Origin of the sequence: Pseudideonella sakaiensis (assembly GCF_048320135.1) — a bacterium.
Lineage (GTDB): Bacteria > Pseudomonadota > Gammaproteobacteria > Burkholderiales > Burkholderiaceae_C > Ideonella_A > Ideonella_A sakaiensis_A.
The window spans coordinates 3,415,793-3,435,522 of the sequence record NZ_CP182947.1 but is presented as its reverse complement, the minus strand read 5'-3'; the positions used below and the strand labels follow the sequence as shown (position 1 = coordinate 3,435,522).

Annotated in this window: 39 protein-coding genes; 2 read left to right on the top strand and 37 right to left on the bottom strand. The window is 65.4% G+C overall.

Annotated features, from left to right (window positions below; translation table 11 throughout):
* Window positions 1–16 precede the first annotated feature (16 nt).
* The 10 genes from ACNH6H_RS15695 to ACNH6H_RS15650 form a co-directional block, all read right to left on the bottom strand.
* Window positions 17–388, bottom strand: a complete 372-nt coding sequence (locus ACNH6H_RS15695; protein WP_418318955.1) for a DUF4112 domain-containing protein — start codon at window positions 386–388, stop codon at window positions 17–19.
* The gene (locus ACNH6H_RS15690; RefSeq protein ID WP_418318953.1) at window positions 385–546 is read right to left on the bottom strand and encodes a YqaE/Pmp3 family membrane protein; all 162 of its coding nucleotides are present in this window, start codon (window positions 544–546) and stop codon (window positions 385–387) included. The genes ACNH6H_RS15695 and ACNH6H_RS15690 overlap by 4 nt, the downstream gene beginning before the upstream one ends.
* 29 nt (window positions 547–575) lie before the next feature.
* On the bottom strand, window positions 576–1,178 hold the full coding sequence (locus ACNH6H_RS15685; RefSeq protein WP_418318951.1) for a DUF1989 domain-containing protein: 603 nt from the start codon (window positions 1,176–1,178) through the stop codon (window positions 576–578).
* Window positions 1,171–1,866 (bottom strand): guanitoxin biosynthesis heme-dependent pre-guanitoxin N-hydroxylase GntA, encoded by a 696-nt coding sequence (gene gntA, locus ACNH6H_RS15680; protein ID WP_418318949.1) that lies wholly within the window; start codon window positions 1,864–1,866, stop codon window positions 1,171–1,173. The genes ACNH6H_RS15685 and gntA overlap by 8 nt, the downstream gene beginning before the upstream one ends.
* Window positions 1,867–2,065: 199 nt before the next feature.
* Window positions 2,066–2,593 (bottom strand): DUF421 domain-containing protein, encoded by a 528-nt coding sequence (locus tag ACNH6H_RS15675; RefSeq protein ID WP_418318947.1) that lies wholly within the window; start codon window positions 2,591–2,593, stop codon window positions 2,066–2,068.
* Between the two features lie 103 nt (window positions 2,594–2,696).
* Window positions 2,697–3,242 (bottom strand): GNAT family N-acetyltransferase, encoded by a 546-nt coding sequence (locus tag ACNH6H_RS15670; protein ID WP_418318945.1) that lies wholly within the window; start codon window positions 3,240–3,242, stop codon window positions 2,697–2,699.
* Window positions 3,223–3,678, bottom strand: coding sequence for an HIT family protein (locus tag ACNH6H_RS15665; RefSeq protein ID WP_418318943.1), 456 nt, complete (start codon window positions 3,676–3,678; stop codon window positions 3,223–3,225). The genes ACNH6H_RS15670 and ACNH6H_RS15665 overlap by 20 nt, the downstream gene beginning before the upstream one ends.
* 38 nt (window positions 3,679–3,716) lie before the next feature.
* Window positions 3,717–3,965: a hypothetical protein gene (locus ACNH6H_RS15660; protein ID WP_418318941.1), complete on the bottom strand. Its 249-nt coding sequence runs from the start codon at window positions 3,963–3,965 to the stop codon at window positions 3,717–3,719.
* A gap of 190 nt (window positions 3,966–4,155) precedes the next feature.
* A complete protein-coding gene (locus ACNH6H_RS15655; protein ID WP_418318939.1) occupies window positions 4,156–4,686 on the bottom strand; it encodes a DsrE family protein in 531 nt (176 codons plus the stop codon).
* Between the two features lie 186 nt (window positions 4,687–4,872).
* Window positions 4,873–5,181: a DUF1272 domain-containing protein gene (locus ACNH6H_RS15650; RefSeq protein WP_418318937.1), complete on the bottom strand. Its 309-nt coding sequence runs from the start codon at window positions 5,179–5,181 to the stop codon at window positions 4,873–4,875.
* A gap of 221 nt (window positions 5,182–5,402) precedes the next feature.
* On the opposite strand from ACNH6H_RS15650, the gene ACNH6H_RS15645 reads away from it, so the two are divergent.
* Entirely contained in the window at window positions 5,403–5,726 is a 324-nt protein-coding gene (locus ACNH6H_RS15645; RefSeq protein ID WP_418318935.1) for an EthD family reductase, read from the top strand.
* Window positions 5,727–5,750: 24 nt separating this feature from the next.
* Here ACNH6H_RS15645 and ACNH6H_RS15640 read toward each other — a convergent pair whose 3' ends face one another.
* From ACNH6H_RS15640 to ACNH6H_RS15540, 21 genes are all read right to left on the bottom strand, one after another.
* Window positions 5,751–6,239 (bottom strand): metallophosphoesterase family protein, encoded by a 489-nt coding sequence (locus ACNH6H_RS15640; protein ID WP_418321351.1) that lies wholly within the window; start codon window positions 6,237–6,239, stop codon window positions 5,751–5,753.
* 17 nt (window positions 6,240–6,256) lie between these two features.
* The gene (locus ACNH6H_RS15635) at window positions 6,257–6,646 is read right to left on the bottom strand and encodes a RidA family protein (RefSeq protein WP_418318933.1); all 390 of its coding nucleotides are present in this window, start codon (window positions 6,644–6,646) and stop codon (window positions 6,257–6,259) included.
* A gap of 130 nt (window positions 6,647–6,776) precedes the next feature.
* Window positions 6,777–7,220: a PaaI family thioesterase gene (locus ACNH6H_RS15630; RefSeq protein WP_418318931.1), complete on the bottom strand. Its 444-nt coding sequence runs from the start codon at window positions 7,218–7,220 to the stop codon at window positions 6,777–6,779.
* Window positions 7,221–7,294: 74 nt separating this feature from the next.
* Window positions 7,295–7,897: a DJ-1/PfpI family protein gene (locus ACNH6H_RS15625; protein WP_418318929.1), complete on the bottom strand. Its 603-nt coding sequence runs from the start codon at window positions 7,895–7,897 to the stop codon at window positions 7,295–7,297.
* 47 nt (window positions 7,898–7,944) lie between these two features.
* A complete protein-coding gene (locus ACNH6H_RS15620; RefSeq protein WP_418318927.1) occupies window positions 7,945–8,346 on the bottom strand; it encodes a hypothetical protein in 402 nt (133 codons plus the stop codon).
* A gap of 46 nt (window positions 8,347–8,392) precedes the next feature.
* Window positions 8,393–8,902 (bottom strand): N-acetyltransferase family protein, encoded by a 510-nt coding sequence (locus tag ACNH6H_RS15615; RefSeq protein ID WP_418318925.1) that lies wholly within the window; start codon window positions 8,900–8,902, stop codon window positions 8,393–8,395.
* 91 nt (window positions 8,903–8,993) lie between these two features.
* Complete coding sequence (locus tag ACNH6H_RS15610; RefSeq protein ID WP_418318923.1) at window positions 8,994–9,500, bottom strand: Spy/CpxP family protein refolding chaperone; 507 nt, start codon at window positions 9,498–9,500, stop codon at window positions 8,994–8,996.
* Window positions 9,501–9,530: 30 nt separating this feature from the next.
* Window positions 9,531–9,986, bottom strand: coding sequence for an MOSC domain-containing protein (locus ACNH6H_RS15605; RefSeq protein ID WP_418318921.1), 456 nt, complete (start codon window positions 9,984–9,986; stop codon window positions 9,531–9,533).
* Window positions 9,987–10,076: 90 nt separating this feature from the next.
* A complete protein-coding gene (locus ACNH6H_RS15600) occupies window positions 10,077–10,292 on the bottom strand; it encodes a toll/interleukin-1 receptor domain-containing protein (RefSeq protein ID WP_418318919.1) in 216 nt (71 codons plus the stop codon).
* An 11-nt stretch (window positions 10,293–10,303) separates the two neighbouring features.
* Window positions 10,304–10,621 (bottom strand): DUF4157 domain-containing protein, encoded by a 318-nt coding sequence (locus tag ACNH6H_RS15595; protein WP_418318917.1) that lies wholly within the window; start codon window positions 10,619–10,621, stop codon window positions 10,304–10,306.
* A gap of 231 nt (window positions 10,622–10,852) precedes the next feature.
* Entirely contained in the window at window positions 10,853–11,311 is a 459-nt protein-coding gene (locus tag ACNH6H_RS15590) for a hypothetical protein (protein ID WP_418318915.1), read from the bottom strand.
* A 48-nt stretch (window positions 11,312–11,359) separates the two neighbouring features.
* Window positions 11,360–11,764: an ester cyclase gene (locus tag ACNH6H_RS15585; RefSeq protein ID WP_418318913.1), complete on the bottom strand. Its 405-nt coding sequence runs from the start codon at window positions 11,762–11,764 to the stop codon at window positions 11,360–11,362.
* Window positions 11,765–11,898: 134 nt separating this feature from the next.
* Window positions 11,899–12,081, bottom strand: a complete 183-nt coding sequence (locus ACNH6H_RS15580; RefSeq protein ID WP_418318911.1) for a hypothetical protein — start codon at window positions 12,079–12,081, stop codon at window positions 11,899–11,901.
* A 69-nt stretch (window positions 12,082–12,150) separates the two neighbouring features.
* On the bottom strand, window positions 12,151–12,774 hold the full coding sequence (locus tag ACNH6H_RS15575) for an N-acetyltransferase family protein (RefSeq protein ID WP_418318909.1): 624 nt from the start codon (window positions 12,772–12,774) through the stop codon (window positions 12,151–12,153).
* A gap of 6 nt (window positions 12,775–12,780) precedes the next feature.
* Complete coding sequence (locus tag ACNH6H_RS15570) at window positions 12,781–13,173, bottom strand: GFA family protein (RefSeq protein WP_418318907.1); 393 nt, start codon at window positions 13,171–13,173, stop codon at window positions 12,781–12,783.
* A gap of 71 nt (window positions 13,174–13,244) precedes the next feature.
* Window positions 13,245–13,625 (bottom strand): GFA family protein, encoded by a 381-nt coding sequence (locus tag ACNH6H_RS15565; protein ID WP_418318905.1) that lies wholly within the window; start codon window positions 13,623–13,625, stop codon window positions 13,245–13,247.
* An 11-nt stretch (window positions 13,626–13,636) separates the two neighbouring features.
* On the bottom strand, window positions 13,637–13,948 hold the full coding sequence (locus tag ACNH6H_RS15560) for a hypothetical protein (protein WP_418318903.1): 312 nt from the start codon (window positions 13,946–13,948) through the stop codon (window positions 13,637–13,639).
* 196 nt (window positions 13,949–14,144) lie between these two features.
* Complete coding sequence (locus ACNH6H_RS15555; protein WP_418318901.1) at window positions 14,145–14,597, bottom strand: DUF1801 domain-containing protein; 453 nt, start codon at window positions 14,595–14,597, stop codon at window positions 14,145–14,147.
* Window positions 14,594–15,094, bottom strand: coding sequence for a YdeI/OmpD-associated family protein (locus ACNH6H_RS15550; RefSeq protein WP_418321349.1), 501 nt, complete (start codon window positions 15,092–15,094; stop codon window positions 14,594–14,596). The genes ACNH6H_RS15555 and ACNH6H_RS15550 overlap by 4 nt, the downstream gene beginning before the upstream one ends.
* Window positions 15,094–15,648: a GNAT family N-acetyltransferase gene (locus ACNH6H_RS15545; protein WP_418321347.1), complete on the bottom strand. Its 555-nt coding sequence runs from the start codon at window positions 15,646–15,648 to the stop codon at window positions 15,094–15,096. Before ACNH6H_RS15545 ends, ACNH6H_RS15550 begins: the two co-directional genes overlap by 1 nt.
* A gap of 1 nt (window position 15,649) precedes the next feature.
* A complete protein-coding gene (locus ACNH6H_RS15540; RefSeq protein ID WP_418318900.1) occupies window positions 15,650–16,027 on the bottom strand; it encodes a TfoX/Sxy family protein in 378 nt (125 codons plus the stop codon).
* A gap of 68 nt (window positions 16,028–16,095) precedes the next feature.
* Here ACNH6H_RS15540 and ACNH6H_RS15535 point away from each other — a divergent pair, with 68 nt between their 5' ends.
* Window positions 16,096–16,365, top strand: a complete 270-nt coding sequence (locus tag ACNH6H_RS15535; RefSeq protein ID WP_418318898.1) for a hypothetical protein — start codon at window positions 16,096–16,098, stop codon at window positions 16,363–16,365.
* Here the strand turns inward: ACNH6H_RS15535 and ACNH6H_RS15530 are convergent.
* From ACNH6H_RS15530 to ACNH6H_RS15505, 6 genes are read right to left on the bottom strand one after another with little or no spacing between them, the layout of a single operon-like run.
* On the bottom strand, window positions 16,328–16,738 hold the full coding sequence (locus tag ACNH6H_RS15530) for a GFA family protein (RefSeq protein WP_418321345.1): 411 nt from the start codon (window positions 16,736–16,738) through the stop codon (window positions 16,328–16,330). The genes ACNH6H_RS15535 and ACNH6H_RS15530 overlap by 38 nt on opposite strands.
* A 46-nt stretch (window positions 16,739–16,784) precedes the next feature.
* The gene (locus tag ACNH6H_RS15525) at window positions 16,785–17,201 is read right to left on the bottom strand and encodes a DUF1801 domain-containing protein (protein WP_418318896.1); all 417 of its coding nucleotides are present in this window, start codon (window positions 17,199–17,201) and stop codon (window positions 16,785–16,787) included.
* Window positions 17,202–17,212: 11 nt separating this feature from the next.
* Window positions 17,213–17,842 carry a LysE family translocator gene (locus tag ACNH6H_RS15520; RefSeq protein WP_418318894.1) on the bottom strand — a complete coding sequence of 210 codons (630 nt, stop codon included), beginning with the start codon at window positions 17,840–17,842 and terminating at the stop codon, window positions 17,213–17,215.
* A gap of 43 nt (window positions 17,843–17,885) precedes the next feature.
* Window positions 17,886–19,013, bottom strand: coding sequence for a GNAT family N-acetyltransferase (locus ACNH6H_RS15515; RefSeq protein WP_418318892.1), 1,128 nt, complete (start codon window positions 19,011–19,013; stop codon window positions 17,886–17,888).
* Complete coding sequence (locus ACNH6H_RS15510; protein ID WP_418318891.1) at window positions 19,006–19,275, bottom strand: TfoX/Sxy family protein; 270 nt, start codon at window positions 19,273–19,275, stop codon at window positions 19,006–19,008. The genes ACNH6H_RS15515 and ACNH6H_RS15510 overlap by 8 nt, the downstream gene beginning before the upstream one ends.
* 39 nt (window positions 19,276–19,314) lie before the next feature.
* Window positions 19,315–19,671: a VOC family protein gene (locus ACNH6H_RS15505; protein WP_418318890.1), complete on the bottom strand. Its 357-nt coding sequence runs from the start codon at window positions 19,669–19,671 to the stop codon at window positions 19,315–19,317.
* Window positions 19,672–19,730: the final 59 nt, after the last annotated feature.

Genomic DNA, 19,730 nt, shown 5'->3' with positions numbered 1-19,730 from the left:
GAGGCTCGGCGCCAGATCAGGCGCGGCGCGGGGTCGCGGCCTGCCGCTGCGCCGCCCATTTCTCGAGCAATGCGGCATTGCGCTGGTTCTTGCGAAAGGCGACGTCGGCAATATCGCCAACGATCGGAACCGCGCCGAGCACGAGATCGAGACCGATGTTGCCAAGCAACTTCACCTGCAGCGACCGCGGCGCCGCGGCTTGGCGCGCCTGCCAGACGATGCCAAGACCGAGCGCGGCGCCGGCCAGGTCGCCGGCGATCGGCAGGATGCCGATCAGCGAATCGAGGCCGAAGCGCCAGCGCGTATACGGAATCCCCCAGGCAGCGTCGAGCAGATTCGCCCATTGGCGGCTGCGCCGGACGCGCCGGGCAATCTCGTCATCCGTCACTTCACCTTCGCAATGATGTAGATCGCGTGGACGATGCCTGGGATGTAGCCGAGCAGCGTCAGCACGATGTTGATCCAGAAATGCTTGCCGATGCCGACTTGCAGGAATACGCCGAGCGGCGGCAGCAGGATGGCGAAGATGATGCGGACCAGATCCATGGGTTTCTCCTCTTTTATGTCTGTTGTGTTCAGTCGGTGACGATTTCGAAGTCGATCGGCTTGAAAGAGCCGTTGTTCGAGTTCTCGGCCGAGCACGAGGTCAACGCGCAAAGCAGATCCATCTCTGCACGCAACTCGATGCAGTCGCCGGCTCGTGATGTCGGCGGCAGCACCGCCACCCGCCCGTCCGGATCGACGGTCACGTTCATGAACACGTTGAAGGTGGTAGAAATCTGACCGGGCTTGACGCCGAATGGTTCCAGCGCGGTGTACAGGTTTTCGAAGCAGCTCGGATGGTGACCTTGGTGGCGGTAGAGGATCTCGAACATTTCCTGGCTGCACGGCGTCAGCAGGAAATCGTGCCGGCCGACCGTGTCGCGTTCGATCGTGAACATCTTGCGGCTGTCGTTCGCATACAGGATGTCGCCGGTCGACAGGTAGATCTTCGAGGCGTAGTCGATGCTGCGCCCCGACGACAGGCTGCAGCCGAAATCGTCACGGGCGAACGCGAACAGGTCCGAGACCTGCTCGCCCATCGGGTCGGTGATGCGCAGCAGCTGGCCCTTCTTCAGTTCGAAGGCGCGGCCGGATTGCGGCGGGATGCGGGTGCACGCTTCGGAATGTTCATGCATCGTTGGCGGCCTCTGCAGAAAACGGGCAGACCCAGTCGGCCGGTACCGCGCGGCCCGAATACTGCCGCGCCTCCGACGACTCGCCAAAACGGGCGAGCACCGGATTGATCGATCCCTGCAACGCGGTGTCGCGCGCACGGATCACCTTCTGCATGCCGGCATATTTGCCCGACGCCTTCAGCGTCTCGAACTGGTCGTGAAAATTGAACACCAGGCACGGCATCGGGCTGCGCCGCGCCATCCGCGACGCCTTCGGGAACATGCCGACGACAAAAAACGCGCGGCCGCCAACACTCATCGAGAACTCGCGGTGCGACGGGTCCGCGCTGACGCGTGGATCCCAGGCCGCATGTTCGCGGTCGATCTGATGCACCAGCTGCAGCTGCCGCCACAGCAGGCGCTCGAATTCCTCTTCGCCGCCTTCGATCTCGGCTTCGAAGGTTGCAACAAAACTGACCGGCTGGCTGCCCGGATCCGGAAACTCGGCTGAAAACGCGGCCAGCTCATCACACAGACGGCGCGCCGCAGCGACGCTGCCGAGCCGCTCGAGATGGACATAACGCAGCCGATCCCTGTTCAGCGCCGACCGGGCGCCGACACAGGGAAATTCGCTGCTGCCGATGAAGGCATTGAAGTGCTGTTGGGGGACCGACGCCGGCCGGTCCTGGGTGGTCGAGAAAGGGCACATGATGGGTGCTTGTTCGAGTTGTTGACTGCCCATCAACCTTACGGGCGCGGCCCTTTGCCGCTCGCGGGTCCAGCAGCGGATCTGCCGTGGGACTGCCGCGCAGATCGGTGTAGGTCTCGACCTGACACGCCGGGCGTCGGCAGCACGGCGCAATCAGCCGCCACACGGCGGCGGTCAGCGGCAGGCCGGACGAGCCGGATCAGGGCTTCGCGATCGGGTCGAGGCTGGACCGCGCCGAACCGTTTCCGGCTCCAGGCGCCCGCACGACGCTCAGCGAGCCGTCGGTCTCGAGCACCACCGCTTCGACCTCGTCGAGCGCGGCGATGCCCGAGCCGCGCACTGCGGCGAGCACCTCGTCTTCGGTGACGCGCGTCGCGTGCAGCGCATCGCCGAGCAATTCGCCGCGGTACAGCAGCAGCGATGGCTCGCTCGACACCACCGACTTGATCGAGCGCCAGCGCACACTCGACCAGGTGACGAGAAACTGCATCGTGATCAGCAGCAGCAACGCGAGCGCGCCCTGGGCCAGCGTGACATCCTTGTTCAGCAAGATCGTCGCCAGCGTCGAACCGAACGAGACGGTGACGACCAGGTCGAAGGCATTGAGCTTCGACAGCGTGCGCTTGCCCGATGCGCGCAAGAAGATCACCAGCAGCACATAGGCCAGCACACCGACGATGAGCGTGCGGTTCAGCTTGTCCCAGTCGTCGAAGAAGATGTGGTCCATCCTGCTGCGAGTGCGCAGCGCTGCGCGAAGTTCAATCAGGCGGTGTCGGCCCACCCGTCGTCGGGCAGCGTGGCCAATGCCGGCGACGTCTGCGCGCGGGTCATCACCACTCGCTGGCCAGCAGGCCGTAGGCATTGACGTCGTAGGCCCTGCCCTTCGCGACCCAGCGCTGCCTGAGCCGGCCTTCCAGCGTGAAGCCGAGCGACAACAGCAGCGCGTTCGATGCCAGATTGTCCGGGTCGACCTCGGCCTCGACGCGGCGAATCGCCATCGGCCCGAAAGCGGCACCGAGCACCGCGGCGAGGGCTTCGCGAGCCAGCCCCTGGCGCCAGTGGCTGCGCCCGACCGCATAACCGAGCTCCAGCCGCGAAGCGGCTTCCTCGTAGCGGAACAGCAGCACGCTGCCGATCACCCGGTTGTCTTGCCGGCGCAGCATCACCAGTTGCCGGCCGGTGCCGGCGGCCGCCAGCGCATCCATCCTGCCGAGCCAGGCTTCGGCATCGGCAAGCCCGTTCCACGCGGCATACGGCAGAAAGCGCGTGACCTCGGCATCGCCGTTGACATCGAGCAGCGCCGGCAGATCGTCGGCGCGGACCGGCCGGATCTCGAGCCGCTCGGTGCGGATCGGATCAAGCTCCGGAATCGGCATGCCTGGCCAGCCCGTTGCGGATCCGCTCGGCGGTGGCGTCGAGTTGCCCGCCGTCGGCCAGCGGCGCTGGCCGGAAGGTCAGCTGCTTCTCCTCGAAATAGCGCGGTGATGTCAGGTCGGTCGGCTCGACCATCGGCACCAGGTGGGCATGCGCATGCGCGATGTCGACGCCCGAAAACAGCAGACCGACTCGCTCGACGCCAAATTCCGAGCGCAACACCGGGGCGAGCCGCTGGGCGACGCCCATCACCTGCTGCGTCAGCGCCGGCGGCATGTCGTCGAAATAGGCGTGATGCGGCTTCGGCATCACCAGCACATGGCCCTCGCGGATCGGCCGGATATCGAGGAAGGCGACGACATCGTCGGTTTCGGCGACGATGCGCGCGGGCACCTCGCCGCTGCCGATCCGGCAGAACAGGCAATTCGAGTGGTTCATGGCATCAAGCGGATCAAGGAGGTGTTCGGGAACGGCACTCAGCCGCGCCAGCCGCGCGCGGTCGGATCGATCAGCATCTGCGCGCCTTCACGGATCAACCGGCGCACCATCGCCGGCGCGTTGTGCGGGCCGTGTTGTGGCAGCAGCGCCTGCTCGATTTCGGCGGCGTTGTCGGCGACGCCCACTCCGTCGTGCAGTCGCACGCGCAACCCGCTGTCGTGGACCGCCAGGCCGTCGTCCTGGTTCAGGTCCCAGCGTTCCTGCCAACGGTTGTGCTTGGACGTCATCGCAACGGTGTCTCGTCGAAAGGACTGGAATATAGGGCCTGCCGGCCGTTCGAAACCAGCGCCGCCGGCTGTTCAGCCGGACACGCCGAGCATGCCAAGGCACCGTCTTGCACTTGCTCCCTTTCGGGATCGATCACCGCTCGCTGCGCCGGCATATGCCGGCGCACGGCCGCGGTGCAACCTCGGGGGTTTACTGCAACTCGGGATGCTGCTTGACGACCTCGTCGCGGGTCAGCCGCGGGTACCAGCCGGCCCACATGTAGCTGTAGCCGTCGTTCTGCCATTTCGCGATGTCGATCACCGCGGCCGGCACGACGGTGATCACGTCGTAGAACTCGTCGGGCTTGTAGCCGCGCGAGCGGGCCGCATTGGCACACACCTGGATCGAGACGCCGGCGTCCTTCAAGGCCTTCAGCTCGTCGTACATCTCGGGATAGGCGGCGCGGTTCAGGCGCGAGAAGGCATGCAGCTCGTTGCCGTGCGCGACGATCACGATGTGCGAACCGGCCGGCGTGCCGTATTCCTTGATCGCCCTCAGATGATTCTTGATATAGCCGAATGCCGGCTTGGCATCGGTCGGCTTCGCGTAGTTGAAGTCGTACAGCGCCTTCTGCGGCTTGTACGGCGTGCCATCGAATTTCGACGGATCGGTCGGCCCGGCGACCGCGGGACCACCGATGATGGCGAACAGCAAGGCAAACGAGAGGAATTGTCGGCGCATCGTTTTCTCTTCGAGTGGGTGGGCCATCGAGAATAGCAGCCGGCACGGTCTCGAGCGGGCGTCAGCGCGGGTCGGAACGGACCCGGTGTCTTGCCAGTTGCTCGACCAGCAGGCGCCGCCAGGGGCCGCTCGGCGGGCTTCCGGTCGCCATCCGCCGGGCACTGCCGTCCCGGTGGCCTGTGATGGCTAACGCTGCTCGGGCGGGATACCACGCAGCTGCGCCGCAAACTGCGCATGGGCCTCGGCCGAGACCGGCCGATGCTTCACCGTCGTACTCGCCGGGTATTTGCCGAGGTGGTTGCCGCCTTTCCAGTCGTTGAATGGCCGGATCGGCCGCGGCACGAACCCGCCGCCGCAGTTCGGGCAGACATTGGCCAGCAGGCCATCGACGCAGGCGGCGCAGAACGTGCATTCGAACGAGCAGATCCGCGCTTCCGGCGACGCCGGCGGCAGCGGCTTGTTGCAATGCTCGCAATTCGGACGCAGTTCAAGCATCGTGGACTCCCGGGCTGACAGTCGAAGAAGTGTGCGCGGCGTAGGCGGTCGGATTATTGACGAACGGCAGGACGGGCGTGCCCCGCACCGTATTGCAGACGATGGCCGCGACCGGCCGCTTCCAAGCTGCAGCCGTTTGGTGCATTCTGTCGCTCGCAAGTGGCAGACCCGTCGCCATACCGGGCTTCCGGCGCCGCTTGTTCGACACTGGGAGGAACCACATGATCAAGGTCAGCGTCATGTATGCGAACGCCCCGGGCGCGCGTTTCGACCACGCCTATTACCGAGACAAGCACATGCCGCTGCTGAAGCAGCGCATGGGCGATGCCTGCCTCTACTACACGGTCGACAAGGGGCTGGCCGGCGGCAAACCGGGCGATCCGCCGACCTACATCGCGATGTGTCACATCTTCTGCGAATCGGTCGAGGCATTCCAGTCCGCCTTCGGCCCGCACGCGAAGGAAATCCTCGGCGACATACCGAACTACACCGACCAGCCGCCGCTGCTGCAGTTCAGCGAGGTGGTGGTCGAGCGATCGGGCTGATCGACGCCGGATCGACGCCCGCCGTCAACTCGGCGCGCGGCCGGAAAACTCGGTGATCCGGGCGACCACCACGCCGCGCTCGATCAGCAGTTCGGCCGCGGCGATCGGCAGCTTGAAGCGGCGCGGCCCGGCGCTGCCCGGATTGACATGGAGCACCGGCCCTTCGCGCTCGACGCGGGGCTTGTGCGAATGGCCGGATACGACGACTTGCACGACCGGGTCGAGCGGCGCCGGTCCGAGGTCGGCCAGATCGTGCACGACATGGATGCCGACCCCGCCGACTTGCAGCGATGCCGTTGCCGCGAGGCCGTCGGCCCAGGCGCCGCGGTCATTGTTGCCACGCACTGCGGTCAGCGGCGCCAGCGCGGCGAGTTGCTCGAGGATCACCGGGTCGCAGATGTCGCCAGCATGGATGATGTGGTCGCTGCCGCTCAGGAACGCGGCAACGTCCGGGCGCAGCAGCCCGTGGGTATCGGAGATCAGGCCGATGCGGAGCGTCGTGCCGGCAGCCATCGGCGTTGCCAGACGGCTCACCCGCCCTTCACCGCGACCGCCTCGATCTCGAGCAGGAAGTCCGGGCTGACAAGCTGCGACACGAATACCGCCGTCGACGCCGGCCGGTGGGCGCCGAAGTGGCGTTCGCGGACTTCGCGCATCACCCGGATATCCTGCCCGGCCACGACGAAGGCGGTCAGCTTGACGATCGACTCGATCCCGGCGCCATGCGCCGCGAGGCAGGCGCGCAGGTTCTGGAACAACACATCGGCCTGCCCTGCCAAGTCCGCTGGCACGCTGCCGTCCGGCCGCATGCCGACCTGCCCTGCGACAAACACGAGCTGCGTCCCGGCCGGCACGACGGCCGTATGCGAGTAGGCGCCGACCGGCGCGTGAATATCGGCTGGGTTCAGCAATTCGAGCATCTCTGACCTCCTGTCTGGCACAAGCAATCGATGGCGCAGCGCTTTCCGGAGTCCCGCCGCCGCGCTGCGCGGCCGCAGTTTCGGCCGGCCTCGCCGCCGACGGGCGCCCAGCTGTTCCGCACGCCGGTTGTCACGATGCCGGGCCGGTCGACGGTGCCGCCGAAGCGCGCGCCGAAGGCGGAATCGAATAGGTGCCAACGACGTGCGCGACGGGCGCATCGCTGCCCTCGGAATACAGGCTGACCTCGCCAACCGCGAGCGACCTGCCGATCTTCAGCAGCTTGCAGACGCCGACGATCGCCGCCTTGCTCGACGGCATGCGCAGAAAATTGATGTTCAGGTTGGTCGTCACCGTCAGCGGCACGATGCCGATTTCGCCGAGGATCGCAACATACAGGGCGACGTCGGCCACCTCCATCAGCACTGGCCCCGACACCGTGCCACCGGGCCGCAGCTCGGCGACGCCGACTTCATGCCTGACCGTCGCGGCGCAATCGCCGACCGATTCGACGGTGCATTTGGTCTGCGGGAATTCCTTGGCGAGAAACGCGGTGATGTCGGCAGCAGTCGGCATGGTGGCGGAGGGAGAACGATGGGTGTTGTCGGTTGCCGGGATGTCGGCTCGCGCGGCAGACGCGCGGCGCGCCGTCACTTCTCCAGGTAGGGCGTGATCTGGCGCATCGCATGGCCGACATAGGCGTCCTTCTCACCGACCGGCGCGACGTAATGCAGCGCCGCCGCTGCGGCCTCGACGCCTTCGCTGCGCGCGATGATCCAGGCGGCAAGGTACGGCGACGCGAGGCAGCCGCCGGCGGTGGCAATGTTGCCGTTGGCGAAGAAGGGCTGGTCCAGCACCTCGACGCCGGCCTCCTGCACCCACGGTCTGGTCGTCAGATCGGTGCAGGCCGCAATGCCATCGACCAGGCCGAGCCTGGCCAGGATCAGCGTGCCGGAGCATTGCGCGGCGATCAGTTGCCGGCGCGGATCGAGCCGCAGCCTCGACATCAGCTGTGGCGACGCGACGACCTCGCGGGTCCTGGTGCCGCTGCCAACCAGCACCGCATCGGCGCCCGCAGCGTCTTCGAGCATCGACTGCGCCTTCACCGCGAGCCCGTTCATCGACGTCACTTCCACTTCCGGACAACAGATCGTGACCCGCCAATCCGGTTTCTTGATCCGGTTCAGGATGCCGAGCGCAAGCAGCGAGTCGATCTCGTTGAAGCCCTGGAAGGTGAGGATGGCGATGTGCATCGCGGCATTCTGCCCCGGAGCCGCCTCTCGCGTGCGCCGCGTTGCGATCAGTCGGAGTGCGCGTTCAACCAGGCTTGCGCATCGATCGCGTCGATCGCCGCGTCGATCCGCGCCTGCGGATCGTCGTCTTGTGCGGCCGGCCGACCCTGATTGCGCAACACGCCATAAATCTCCTTTGCGTACACCGAGCCGATCGCATGCACCGCCTCATGGCGCGACAGGCCGGCTTGCTGCAGCCGCGCGAGCGCCTTCACCGTCGCCTGGTGCGGCTTCGCCAACTGGTTCTCGACGATGACGTGGATGCCGGCATGCGCCTGCACACTGCCGGCCTTGATCGGGTGGGCCCGGTGAAAGGCGATCACGCGTTGCAGTCGATCGGCCTCCGACGCGCCGCGCCATTCGGCGCTGGAGGGAGGCGAATCGGGATCGTAGGGTGTCGGGTCGGGCATGCGGCGTCAGCGGTGTCGTGAAAAACAAGGCACCGATGTTCGCGGATCAGGCAGCATTGCGCAATTGCAGGCGGACTTCCTCGACCTCGCGGCCGCCGAGTTCGAAACGTTTTTCGCTGCCGTCGACCCGGGTGAATCCGCACTGCAGATAAAAGTCCAGGCCGCGTCGGTTGGCGCTGAGCACCCACAGCGAAACCTCTTGCTGGCCAGCGGTGCGCAGTTCGCGCAGCGCTGCGGCCAGCAGCGCCTGGCCAATGCCCTGCCGCCACGAGCCGGGTTCGACATAGAGGGCCCAGACCTCGCCGCGGTTTTCGCCATCGGCATCACGGCAAGGCCCGTGGCTGACGAAGCCGGCAACCTGATCGCCCAGGCTCGCGACCAGGGTCCGCGATTCGGTTTTCTGCAGGATCTCGCTCCAGGCCGCCGCCCGCTTGTCGATCGACAGGCCATCGAGAAAATCCGGCTCGAGGATCCCGGCGTAGGCCGCCTGCCACGAGCGCACATGGACGGCGGCAATGCCGCGGGCATGTTCTGGCAGCGCGGCAGCGATGTCCATCGTCGTCAGCTCCGGTCAGTGCATGGGCATCGCGGCCGCGCCGGCGTCGGCGCGACCGGGGACCGGCTGCGCATCCTGCAAGCCGCCGGCCTCACGACCGGTAGCCTCGCAGCTGGTTGTAGATGCGAACCTGCTCCGGTGTGAGGATGCGCAGCTGCTCGAGATGCGCCTGCAGATGGGCGCCGCGCAGCCTCGCCTGCGCGTTCGCGACACGCGCCAGTGCTGCATCGAGTTTCGCCTCGTCGATCGTCCGGCTGGCAAACAGGCGATCGAGTTCGCGCTCCGCGCTGATGACATCGCTGCCAGCGGCGACCGCGGCAGCCTTCATGCGGTCGTACAGCGCCTGCGTCGCGCTGCGCTGGCTGCCCGTCAGCGCCAGCCGATCACCCAGTTCCAGCACATGCAGCGGCCCCGGGTAGCCGTTCAGTTCGGCGGCCAGCGCGAGGCTCATGCCGCGGCCCTGGCGCAGCCCGTCGATTTCCTGTGCCGACAGTGCCTTGATCTCCCGGCCTTCGAGTCCGGCGTAGTGCGAATGGCCGGCGCAGCCGGCAAGGAGCGTAACGAAAAGTGCGGCGGTCAAGGAGATGAACAGGCGCATGGATGTGGTCCCGAACTTGGCGTTGACGAATCAGCGGGCGCGTTCCAGCGGGGCGCCGACGGCGATTTCTCCGGACGACAACACGTCGGCCCGCAGCCCCCCGCGCCGGACGAACTGCCTGACGACCTCGGCAGCCGGCAGGGTCGTGCTGGCCAGCGATTCACCGAGCAGCCGGCACGGGTCACACAGTTCGATGCCTCGCAGGCGCACCGGGCCGATCGAGAATTCCCTGCCAACCAGCTCATTCAGACGGACGCCGCGGGTGACGAGGTTTCTGCCGGTCACCGACAGGTCGTGCGCGCGCTGGTGCTGCGCGAGAAAACCCTCGATCACCTCGGCCTCGACGAGCGTGATGTTCTGGCCCGGCTCGTCGTGGCAGTCGAAATACCGATCGCCTTCGATGCCGGCGCCGGCAACCACGCGGACGGTCTGATGCTCGATCATCGGTCCGCCGGAAGGCGCGCGGGTGAACAATTTTTCGATCAACAGACTCTCCCGTTGGCAGCGGCAGGACGCAGCGTGCCTGGCAATGAAGCCACAAGGTCGGCCTCGTCGTCCCGCGAGCGACACGGATTATCAAACACGGCACGTGGTCTGTGCCGTGTTGGCCGGTTCGAGGCGCGGGTGGATCGCGCAATCGGCAAGCTTCAGCGTGATCACTGGCCGGCCGAAGCCCAATGCATAGGCCCATTCGAATGTCACATAGGCCGAGCCGGCCGAATGCGGGCTCAAGGCCACCAGCACGACCGCGGACGCCTTGATGCCCTCCTCGATTCTGCGCCGGTGCGGCACCGCCGCCGCGGCTACCCTGGCGTCCGCCTGGCCAGCAGATCGGCCTCGACCTCGAGTGCGGCGTCGTCGTTGCCGAGGCCGATATGGCTGCGGCCAGTCGGAGACACCCGCCCCTTTGCCTGCTGGACGACATGCCAGGCTTCATGAGCCAGTTGACCTTGCTGCCCCGGGCCCAGATGGATGTGATTGCCGCTGGTGAAGGCGCTGGCGCCGAGTTGCGCCGGCTTCGGCGAGTTGTAGTGGACGCGTACGTCGTCGAGGTTCATGCCCGACAGCGATTCGATCCTGGTCTTCAGCGAATCCGGCAGGCCGGTCGAGGACTTTCCCATTTTTCCCCCTCCATGTGCGCCGCGACACGGTGTGATCACGAGGCGCCCCCGCGACGTCGAATGCTGCGCGGGTCAATCGGTGATTGGCCGTCTGATGATGCCTCGCCGTTCGGCTCGACGCAAACGTGCGGCGCGCCCGAGCGGCCTTGTGGCGGGCCTCCGAGGGGCGCCCCGCGAGGCATGGAATGCGCTGCCCTTCTGCGCCGGCGAACCGGTACGCGTTGCCAGCGACTATGGAACGACATCCAGGTCGTTGTCTTCGCACCATTCGCGCAAGGCCGCTTCGACCACAGACTGTTCATGGGCGTGCCAGGCATCGAGCAGACCTGCTTGCGCGCGCAGCGCCTTGAACCTCGAAAACGCGCCACGTTTGCGAAAAATCATCTGCACCGTCTCCAGTTCGGCAGGCAGGTGTTCTGCAACGAAGCGGAGGGCGACCGGTCGACCGAGATCGAACTCGCTTTTGCCGGGCACCGGGAGGTACAAGTCCTCGTCCTCGATATCTTCCGGCGGCTCTTCGTCGATACCTTCGCCCACCCACAGGATCTGACCGGTCGCCCGAGAGACAAAGGCCTCGCTGTCGAGCGCGGCCACCTCACCGGCACTGACCCATTCGACCGCGGCTTGCAGTTCGTCCAGGCTCACCGACGCTCGCATCGCTTTTCCATCGGATCCGGCTTCCGACGTCATTGGTCGGCGTCAATCTGCACGGCGTGCTCACCAGCAGGCATCTGCGGGCTACGACGCAAAGGCAACGCCGAGTTGCTGCAGCAGCACCGGCATCTCGAAATAGATGCGCCCCGCCCTGATCTTGTCGCCGTCCAGGTCGTAGACGACACATACCGGCACATCGACCATCCGGTCGGTTGCCGCCACGCCGGCAAACTCTCCGATGTGCTTGCCGACGAAGCGTCCCTCGACCATCGCGTTCGACTCCCCGAACAGCGTCACCCTGGTCTCTGCGGTCGCGTCGAATGCGACGCGATAGAAGTGGTGCAGCATGCCGAGCACCGCTTCGCGCCCGGTGTACTGCTGGCCCGTGGCCATCGCAGTGAACACGACGTCGTCGGCCATCATGCTGACGTCCGAATGGGCGGAGCCCAAATAGCGGCTCATCGTTTCACGCGTCGCTTCGATCGACATGGTTTCCTCCCAATCGCGGCCGACAGGCGGACCGATTTTCACGCTGACGGCATGCGGCTGGCAATCCCGCGTGATCCCGGGGTGGCGGCCGCGCCCTCCCGGCCGACCGCGACCCTGATTCAGCCCGCGGTCGCTCAACCGGCAGGCGCGGCCAGATGCTGCCGCAAGCCGGTGCGGCGCACATATTCATCGAGCAGGGCCTGCGCCCGTGCTTCCAGCACGCAGCTGATCAGCCGCATCCGGGAGGCCTTGTACCGGTAATACCCGCGTTGGGGCGTCAGGCACGGCGCACCGACGTGGCGGTCCGGCGATGCCACGACGAGAACAGGACTCGGTCGATCGGCGTGACATCTCGGTAACCGTTCAGCTCGCGCGAGAAGAAGGGCTCAGACGCCATCGGACTTCAACAAGGCCATCGCGCAAGCGTCGACATACCGACCGTTGACCAGAAAGGATCGGCGATGGATGCCCTCGTGCAGGAAACCTGCTTTTTCATAGAGGCGGCGCGCATTGCCGTTGTCCTCCCGCACCGTCAGCTCGATGCGTGTGAGACCCCGCGCCCAGGCGGCATCGATGGCTGCGCGAAGCAAGGCGCCGCCGAGCCCTCGGCCGCGACATTCCTTCGCGAGCCCGATGCCGAGCACCCCGACGTGCCGGCGCGACTCGCCAAATACCGGCAGCACATCGCACCAGCCCACCACGGCGCCTGCGTCGAGCGCGACATGGCACTGGCCCGTCGCGAGGACCGATCGATAAAAGGCGGCAGCCTCCTGAAACGGGGGAGCCTCGGTCATCGCCAGATAACGCGCCTCGCGGGCGACGGCATCGGCCACTGCATGCAGCTGCACGAAGTGAGCCTCGGAGAGCGCTGCAATCTGAAAGGGCATGAGACCGTGACTTCGAAGGGTGAGCGGGGCGACGGTTCGGCAATTCTGTTCCGCGCCGAACGGAATGTAGCGCGCGCTGCGAGGGTTCTGCGCGTCAGCGGCAGCTCGGCCGACACCGACCACCGGGGCCTACTCCTCGAAGCGGCTCGTTGCGTCGCGATCCCGCTGATATCGTCTGGCGAGCGGAAATGGCGGCAACCAGGACTCGCGGCGGACTGTCCAGAGTTCGTAGGTCGGCATCAACTGGTCGGGCGCATCGAGCGCACCGAGGTTCACGTCGATTTCGTCCGCGCTGCGCGAGAAGACGGACGATCCGCAACGCAGACAGAAATGCCGGCCGGCATAGCTGCTGGTCTCACCATCGACCGTCACGGCCTCTTGCGGGTAAACCGCCGACGCGTGGAACAGCGCGCCATGCTGCTTGCGGCAGTCGAGGCAGTGACAAACGCCGACCCGGTAGGGCCGGCCGGATGCGACCAACCTGACCTGGCCGCAAAGGCAGCCGCCGGACAGTTCATCCATGCTGTAGTTCTCCGATTCGGCGGGGCTTGTGTGCTGCCACCCCGTGCTCAGGTGCAATCACGGCGACCGCACTAGTGCTCGTTTTGCGGCAGGCCGTCGGCAATGTCGTAGTAGTCGCCCTTGTCCGCGACGAAGATGTGCCGTTGCAGGCGCGTGGACGTCGGTTTGTCGAAGGCACGCATGGCAATCGACGTCCATTCCTTGGCCGGTGGATCCCAGAACAGCCACGACCCGCACTTCGAGCAGAAGCCGCGCCGGACCTTTGGCGAAGACTGGAACCAGGCAAGATGTTCCTCCCCGGTGATCTGCAGCCGGTCGCGCCGGACATTGGTCGAGGCAAAGAAGTGGCCGGACTGTTTCCGGCATTGCGAACAGTGGCACGCGAACGGCGCTTCGAGTTCGCCGGACACCGTGAACCGGATGCTTCGGCAAAGACAGGAACCGTGGTGCATGGTGTTTCCGATCAAGACTCGCCCAACCTGACCCGGACATCAGCAATCCAGCCGCTGGCCCGTCTGGCAAGCCGGGCCGTCTCGTCCTCTCCATCAAACGAGACCGGCTGCCGCCTCAGCAACGCGGGGTCGACATCGTCCATCGCATTGACACTGACGACCGCGAAGGTCTTGCCGTCGATCTCGCTGGTGACCAGCGGTACCGCGCCACAGCTCGCGCAGATGTGGAAGTCGGCGGTCTTGGTGCCGAAGGCATATCTGCTGTGCCTGCGCCCGTCGCTGACGTCGACCTGCAGCGTCCCGGCGGGGCATGCAGTCCACACGCCCCCATGCTTGACACAGAACGAGCACGAGCAGGCGCGCGCGGGGATCTCGCTCGGCTCGGGCTGCCAGTCGAGTTTGAACCTGATGTTGCCGCAGTGGCAACTTCCGTGAATCAGCATCGAAAAGTTCTCCATCGAATGACTTGCGCGACGTGGCCAGGCATCGCTGTTTGAAGGAGGGAAACTGCAGACACGTTCACCTCGCAACACAGGCTGCCGCGCGGCGCTCTTGAAAAGCGGTCTCGATCAGCGCCCGGACCGCAGGCGCCCTCGCTTCCTCGACGCTGCGCAACTTCACATGACGCAGGTTCTTGCCGGTCCCTTCGAGCAGCTTCGACCGATCCTGAAGCGACGTGCCGATGTAGAACCCGAGGTTGACATGGGCCGACTGGATGGCGATGTAGGCATGGTGCTGGGACATCTTTTTCGGGCCGACGCCGAAGCTGATGATTCGCTGTTTCGGCCAGGCCAGTATGTGAGCGTGCGGATGCACACGCAGGACGAGGGCGTACAAGGCTTCGGCGACGGTCCTGGTTCCGGCGGAGGCCGCAGCAAACACCTGGTCGACGGCGACCACCGAAGGAATATTGTCTTGGCGCATGATTTGCTGGCCGGCATTCGGTAATGCGGGCGGCGGCGCGAGGATCACTGTCGTGAATCCTTGTCGCTCAACTTCTCTCTGCGCTGGTGTGCCGCCAATACACCCTCCTGGATTCTCCCTTGCCGGGTCGCCGGCTTGACGGCCTCGTTGATCCGGCGAACGATGAAATTCTTTTTCCCGGGCGGCAGCGACTCGAATGCCTCGGACACACCTTCGGCCGCGAGCGCGGCCAGCAGATCTTCCGGAGTCTCGACATCTGCACGATCGAGCACCGTGATGTGCACATGAATGCGATCGCCTGTGCCGATGCCCATCTGCTGGCGAAGCCTGGCCTTGATCCGCATGTAATGAACCCCACCGCCGACCGGAAAGAGGCTCACCTGGAACGGTTCCGAGTTGTTCACTTTCGCCAGAACCAGTACCGGGCCCCTCGTGCCCACCGCTGCGGTGATCTCGGCGGGTACACGAACAGCGCAATAGTCCATGCCTTCGGCCCAGTTCTCGAGCTCGGCATCAAACGACAGCTGCGTGGATGGTGGCGTCATCACAAGACAATGCGATAGCGGACACCTGGCTTGCCGCCGAACTGCTCCGGCTTGACGAAGTGCTCCTGGAGCACGCCTCCGGCCTTGACGATCGTTCGCTGCGATGCGAGGTTGTCGGCATCGGTCGTCAGTTCGACAAAGCGAAGCCCTTCCGCCTTCGCCAGCGGCAGCGTTGCCAGCAAGGCCGCGGTTGCGAAGCCTCGATTGCGTCTGGCCGGAACCACCGCATAACCGATGTGGCCGAGACAATGCGGCGGAAGCGCTTCGGTACCCGGCTGCCAGCGAAAGCCGATGACGCCGCAGAACTCGCCGTCCCACATCCAGCGCCTGAACCCGGGAAGGCGATTGACCAGCGAGCCATCCGGCAGCTTGACCGGCTCCCCCTTCGCCTCCCGATCGACCATGCTGGCGACAAAAGCGGCAGGGTCCTTTTCGATTCGTTCGAGTTCTTCTGCGGCAGCGGCAGCGCCTCTGACATTGTCCGCCGACCAGCCGCTTGCCAGCGCGGCAACGTGCGACGGCAGGTGCTCGGCAGCAGGCCAGACGAGTTGCATGTCACTCACGGGGCGGCGCCACCAAAACTGTTCGGCCCTTGGCCTTGCCCTTCTTCGCCGGCAATGCCGCGACATGCTCGACGCACCAGCGGACCCAGGCTTGCAGGTCCTTGTCTTCGCGCAGACCGGGCGCGTCCACGTAGACATAACCCTTCATCGGCCGGCCGGTGAAGTCCATCGGCCGCACATGAGGCACGGCGAGCGCATCTTCGTGACGTTCCGCGCCGACCCGGGCCATCAGCGTCGACTCGTGGACGCCCACAAACATCTTTCCGTCGACGAGAAAGGCCAGGCCACCGAACATCGCCCGCTCGGAGACGCCGGGTCGGTCCCCGAGGACTTCACGAATGCGCTGCGCAAGACCTGCGTCGTAAGCCATCTGGCGTTGTCGTCGTACGGGAGAGCGGCCACAAGCGGCGCGTCCGTGCGCCGAGGATGATAGAAAAAATGCAGCCGGACCTAGCGCCGGTTTCGTGGGTGTTCCCCGGCCAGTCGCTCGTTGCCGCGCTTGTAGTTGCCGGTGACACGAGCCATCAGCTGCTGTGCTTCGCCCTGCGACAACGCGGCAACCTCGTGCAGGAAATCTTCCGCACCCGCACCGCGCAACGTGCTGGCCAGGACACCTCGATGCAGGACCTGCACCTCGCCTGTTTTGCGTTTGCGGAAACTGAACCCGAGGTCAACCATCGCCAGCCGGAGGAGAAAACTGCTCGATGACCTGCTGCTCGGTCAGCATCGGTGTGCGGTTGGCAAAGGCGTAATAGTCCGGCTTCTTGTCGATGTAGATCTGCGAGGCCATCTCGAAGTCGTTCGAATCGAACAGCCCGGCCGGAACGAAATACTCGCCAGTAGCCAGCAGCTTGTAGTACAGATGCGACCCGCACCTCTTGCAGAAGGCCCGCTCTGCCCAATCCGAGGACGGATAGACAGCAATGTGTTCGCCACCTTCGAACTTGACATCGGGGCCGCAGTGGACGGCAAGCAGCGGCCCGCCTCCCCATCTTCGGCAGAAGCCGCAGTGACATGCACCGATCTCCCGGGCCGGCGGCGAAGACAGGCCGACTGCACCACAAAGGCATTGACCATTCATCGCTCCCTCCATCGATCAAGTTGATGAGTTGCTGCGGCCCGGCTGTTCAGGCATACCGGCTTTCGAGCTGCGCGAGCGAGCCGACGATCAGCTGCTCCAGCACCTTGATGTCGATCTCGGCGAGCCTTTTGAAGTACAGACATGACTTGCCCATCCTGTGCTTGCCGAGCCGGGCCAGCAGCGCCTGCTGTTCATCACCTTCGGCAAGCAGGTAGACGACGAGTTCGCGCCCTCGAAGAGCGAAGCCTGTCCGGCACATCTCGCCGGTTCCGCCGCTCCCGCAGCTGTACCCGTATGAGCCGTAGCCGACGATGCTCGGTCCCCACATCTTCGGCTGCTGCCCGGTGACCCGCGTCAACAACGCCATCAGGGCCATGCAATCGCCGATCTGCTCCCTTTTCGCCCGCGAGGCAATGTAGTCCTCGACGCTGGCATCCGTGGCCCTGGTTTTCAGTTCAGCCATTCCAATGCGCCTCAACGCCTCTCGAATGCCAATCGTGCCGCAAGGCCGATGAAAACAAATCCGGAAATCCACTGAAAGACCCTGCCCGCCTTTTCATTGCGCTGAAGCAAGCGCCCGACCTTTCCGGCATGAATACCGACCAGGCCGTTCACCAGCGTTCCACCGGCAATCAGGATGCCGCCGAGGATCAGGAACTGGACGACACTGGAGCCGCGCGCGGGGTCGACGAACTGAGGTACGAACGCGAGGATGAATACCGCGACCTTCGGATTCAGCAAGTTGACCAGCGTTCCTTCGCGCCAGGCGCGGATCGCGCCGTACGAGCCAGCCTGGTTGCCCGACACCTCTATCGGGCGGCTCCGAAACGCCTGGATCGCCAGCCAGATCAGATAGCCCACCCCGCCCCAGCGCAGCGCCTCGAAGAAAACGGGATGCGTGGCCAGCAGCGCGGCCAGACCCAGCGCGGCGAGAACGGTATGGATCAGTGCGCCAGTCGAGATGCCGATGCTCGCTGCCACACCGACCTTCGGCCCCGATCGTGCCCCCTGCGCCAGGCAGAACAGCATGTCCGCGCCGGGCGTCAGGTTCAGCGCGATCGCGGCGGAAGTGAAAAGCAGCAAGTCGTTGATTTCGAAGAGCATCAGTACGTCTCGACAGAGCATGGCCTGTCAGTTCGGGCAGCGCTCATGCAGACCCGTCCGGAGGGGCAATGCGCTTTGCATAAAGCCGATTTTCATGCGACTCGCCCTCGAAGACAAAGCAGGTCTGCCCACAGTCTGCATAGCCGCGGCGTCGGTAGAAGCCAAGCGCGCGGTGGTTGTGGACCCAGGGGGTGAGCCACAACACGTCGGATCCGGCTGCGACGGCCAGTCGTTCCGCCTCGGCGAGGAGTTGTGTGCCGACATGCCTGCCGGTGAACGGTTCCTGGACATACAGGCGCAGCAGTTCGGACTGCGCACCTGCCGGCGCCAGCTGATGCGATTCACCGATGGTGACGTGCGCGAACCCGACCAGATGCGCGGCCATCTCCGCGACGCAGATCCGGGCCCGCTCGTTCGCGATGGCGATGGAAAACGCTTGCTCGGAGTAGCCGGTAAGCACTTCTCGCGCAACCGCCCGGCGAATGCCCTGCGTGGCGTAGGTATCCAGGAAAACCTGCATCGCCAGCACCGACAGGCACAGCGCGTCATCGGGCACGGCCGGTCGGAGGACCAGCTCGGAGACCGACTGGCCGCATGTTGCGGGCGTGTCTGCCGGCACCGGGGCCGCATGGATGACCGACATCAGGTATTCGTCGACAGCGCGTCCTGCCACACGCAGCGAGCTGCGGCGCAGGCCTTCTACCTCGAAGCCGAAGCGCCTGTAGAGTGCAATCGCCCTGTGGTTGGAGGTGTGTACCGTCAGCTCGACCCTGACGAGTCCGGCAGCGCGCGACCAGGCCATCGCTTCACCGAGCAGTGCGGCACCAATGCCCTTGCCCCAATGGCTGCGCCGGACGGCCAGCGCCAGCTTCGTCGCGTGCGCAAGGCGGTTGACCTGGAAGCCGATCGCGTTGAGGAAACCCACTGGAACACCGTCGAGCACGGCAACCAGGCAGATCGAATTGCCGGCGCCGTCAAGGCTGCGAAGGCGCTTGCGCTCCTCTTCGACCTTGACGCGCGATTCGCCGGGTTCCCACAGCAGGTAGTCGGACTCGGCGAACAGTGCTTCCCGCAGCGCCAGCAGGCTCTGCGCATCGGATTCGACCGCGCGACGAATGACTGCTGCGCTGGCTTCGTCAGTGAAGCCCCGCGGGCTGGAAGGCTCAGACATCGCGGTCCAGATCCTCGAGGGCAAGCAGCAGGCTCAGCCTGTGCTCTCTGGCAACCACCTGCCAGGCAAGGCCGGTGAGTGCGCCTTCGATCGCCCACAGCAGGTTCAGGCTCGCGTTTGTTCCCGTTGCCTTGACCATCGCATACGCGCGAACCGAGCCAAGCCGCCTGAGCTGCGCAACACTCGTGATTCCGGCGCCCGCCAGCATGGCTTGGGACTTGGGGCCGAGGCCGGGTAGTTCAGCAATCGCCTGTTTGCTCATGCGCCTTGCTCGTGGTTCACATCGCCGCAGAAGATCTTCTCAAGCCATCACGTGCGACAGCACATTGACAAGCCGCCCGAACGGGTCTCGGACAAAGAAGCGGCGCACACCCCAGGGCTCGACAACCGGCCCGTACGCGATGTCGAATCCGGCCGCCTTGAACTTTTCAAGAATGCTGTCGACGTCATCGACTTCGATCGACAAATCGGGCACCGGTGTGCCCGATCCACCCTCGCTCATGAAGCTGACCTGCACCGACATCTTCGCGCCCGATCCATACGTCCGTATCCAGTCCTTGTCCATCAGCAGCTCCAGCCCGAGGATGTCCGCGTAGAACTTTTTGGCCAGGGCCGGATTGCCGGTCTGGATGTTGGCCACGATGCGTCGAACGGTCATCTGCACCCTCCATGGCTGCCGAACATTGATGCTACCCGCGCGGCCTGGGGATTCAACCG

Coding starts and splice junctions, on each gene's coding strand:
- ACNH6H_RS15690 (WP_418318953.1), bottom strand. CDS start 546: ATGGATCTGGTCCGCATCATCTTCGCCATCCTGCTGCCGCCGCTCGGC.
- ACNH6H_RS15685 (WP_418318951.1), bottom strand. CDS start 1,178: ATGCATGAACATTCCGAAGCGTGCACCCGCATCCCGCCGCAATCCGGC.
- gntA (WP_418318949.1), bottom strand. CDS start 1,866: ATGTGCCCTTTCTCGACCACCCAGGACCGGCCGGCGTCGGTCCCCCAA.
- ACNH6H_RS15675 (WP_418318947.1), bottom strand. CDS start 2,593: ATGGACCACATCTTCTTCGACGACTGGGACAAGCTGAACCGCACGCTC.
- ACNH6H_RS15670 (WP_418318945.1), bottom strand. CDS start 3,242: ATGCCGATTCCGGAGCTTGATCCGATCCGCACCGAGCGGCTCGAGATC.
- ACNH6H_RS15665 (WP_418318943.1), bottom strand. CDS start 3,678: ATGAACCACTCGAATTGCCTGTTCTGCCGGATCGGCAGCGGCGAGGTG.
- ACNH6H_RS15660 (WP_418318941.1), bottom strand. CDS start 3,965: ATGACGTCCAAGCACAACCGTTGGCAGGAACGCTGGGACCTGAACCAG.
- ACNH6H_RS15655 (WP_418318939.1), bottom strand. CDS start 4,686: ATGCGCCGACAATTCCTCTCGTTTGCCTTGCTGTTCGCCATCATCGGT.
- ACNH6H_RS15650 (WP_418318937.1), bottom strand. CDS start 5,181: ATGCTTGAACTGCGTCCGAATTGCGAGCATTGCAACAAGCCGCTGCCG.
- ACNH6H_RS15645 (WP_418318935.1), top strand. CDS start 5,403: ATGATCAAGGTCAGCGTCATGTATGCGAACGCCCCGGGCGCGCGTTTC.
- ACNH6H_RS15640 (WP_418321351.1), bottom strand. CDS start 6,239: ATGGCTGCCGGCACGACGCTCCGCATCGGCCTGATCTCCGATACCCAC.
- ACNH6H_RS15635 (WP_418318933.1), bottom strand. CDS start 6,646: ATGCTCGAATTGCTGAACCCAGCCGATATTCACGCGCCGGTCGGCGCC.
- ACNH6H_RS15630 (WP_418318931.1), bottom strand. CDS start 7,220: ATGCCGACTGCTGCCGACATCACCGCGTTTCTCGCCAAGGAATTCCCG.
- ACNH6H_RS15625 (WP_418318929.1), bottom strand. CDS start 7,897: ATGCACATCGCCATCCTCACCTTCCAGGGCTTCAACGAGATCGACTCG.
- ACNH6H_RS15620 (WP_418318927.1), bottom strand. CDS start 8,346: ATGCCCGACCCGACACCCTACGATCCCGATTCGCCTCCCTCCAGCGCC.
- ACNH6H_RS15615 (WP_418318925.1), bottom strand. CDS start 8,902: ATGGACATCGCTGCCGCGCTGCCAGAACATGCCCGCGGCATTGCCGCC.
- ACNH6H_RS15610 (WP_418318923.1), bottom strand. CDS start 9,500: ATGCGCCTGTTCATCTCCTTGACCGCCGCACTTTTCGTTACGCTCCTT.
- ACNH6H_RS15595 (WP_418318917.1), bottom strand. CDS start 10,621: ATGGGAAAGTCCTCGACCGGCCTGCCGGATTCGCTGAAGACCAGGATC.
- ACNH6H_RS15590 (WP_418318915.1), bottom strand. CDS start 11,311: ATGACGTCGGAAGCCGGATCCGATGGAAAAGCGATGCGAGCGTCGGTG.
- ACNH6H_RS15585 (WP_418318913.1), bottom strand. CDS start 11,764: ATGTCGATCGAAGCGACGCGTGAAACGATGAGCCGCTATTTGGGCTCC.
- ACNH6H_RS15570 (WP_418318907.1), bottom strand. CDS start 13,173: ATGGATGAACTGTCCGGCGGCTGCCTTTGCGGCCAGGTCAGGTTGGTC.
- ACNH6H_RS15565 (WP_418318905.1), bottom strand. CDS start 13,625: ATGCACCACGGTTCCTGTCTTTGCCGAAGCATCCGGTTCACGGTGTCC.
- ACNH6H_RS15550 (WP_418321349.1), bottom strand. CDS start 15,094: ATGACGCCACCATCCACGCAGCTGTCGTTTGATGCCGAGCTCGAGAAC.
- ACNH6H_RS15545 (WP_418321347.1), bottom strand. CDS start 15,648: ATGCAACTCGTCTGGCCTGCTGCCGAGCACCTGCCGTCGCACGTTGCC.
- ACNH6H_RS15540 (WP_418318900.1), bottom strand. CDS start 16,027: ATGGCTTACGACGCAGGTCTTGCGCAGCGCATTCGTGAAGTCCTCGGG.
- ACNH6H_RS15535 (WP_418318898.1), top strand. CDS start 16,096: ATGCAGCCGGACCTAGCGCCGGTTTCGTGGGTGTTCCCCGGCCAGTCG.
- ACNH6H_RS15530 (WP_418321345.1), bottom strand. CDS start 16,738: ATGAATGGTCAATGCCTTTGTGGTGCAGTCGGCCTGTCTTCGCCGCCG.
- ACNH6H_RS15525 (WP_418318896.1), bottom strand. CDS start 17,201: ATGGCTGAACTGAAAACCAGGGCCACGGATGCCAGCGTCGAGGACTAC.
- ACNH6H_RS15520 (WP_418318894.1), bottom strand. CDS start 17,842: ATGCTCTTCGAAATCAACGACTTGCTGCTTTTCACTTCCGCCGCGATC.
- ACNH6H_RS15515 (WP_418318892.1), bottom strand. CDS start 19,013: ATGTCTGAGCCTTCCAGCCCGCGGGGCTTCACTGACGAAGCCAGCGCA.
- ACNH6H_RS15510 (WP_418318891.1), bottom strand. CDS start 19,275: ATGAGCAAACAGGCGATTGCTGAACTACCCGGCCTCGGCCCCAAGTCC.
- ACNH6H_RS15505 (WP_418318890.1), bottom strand. CDS start 19,671: ATGACCGTTCGACGCATCGTGGCCAACATCCAGACCGGCAATCCGGCC.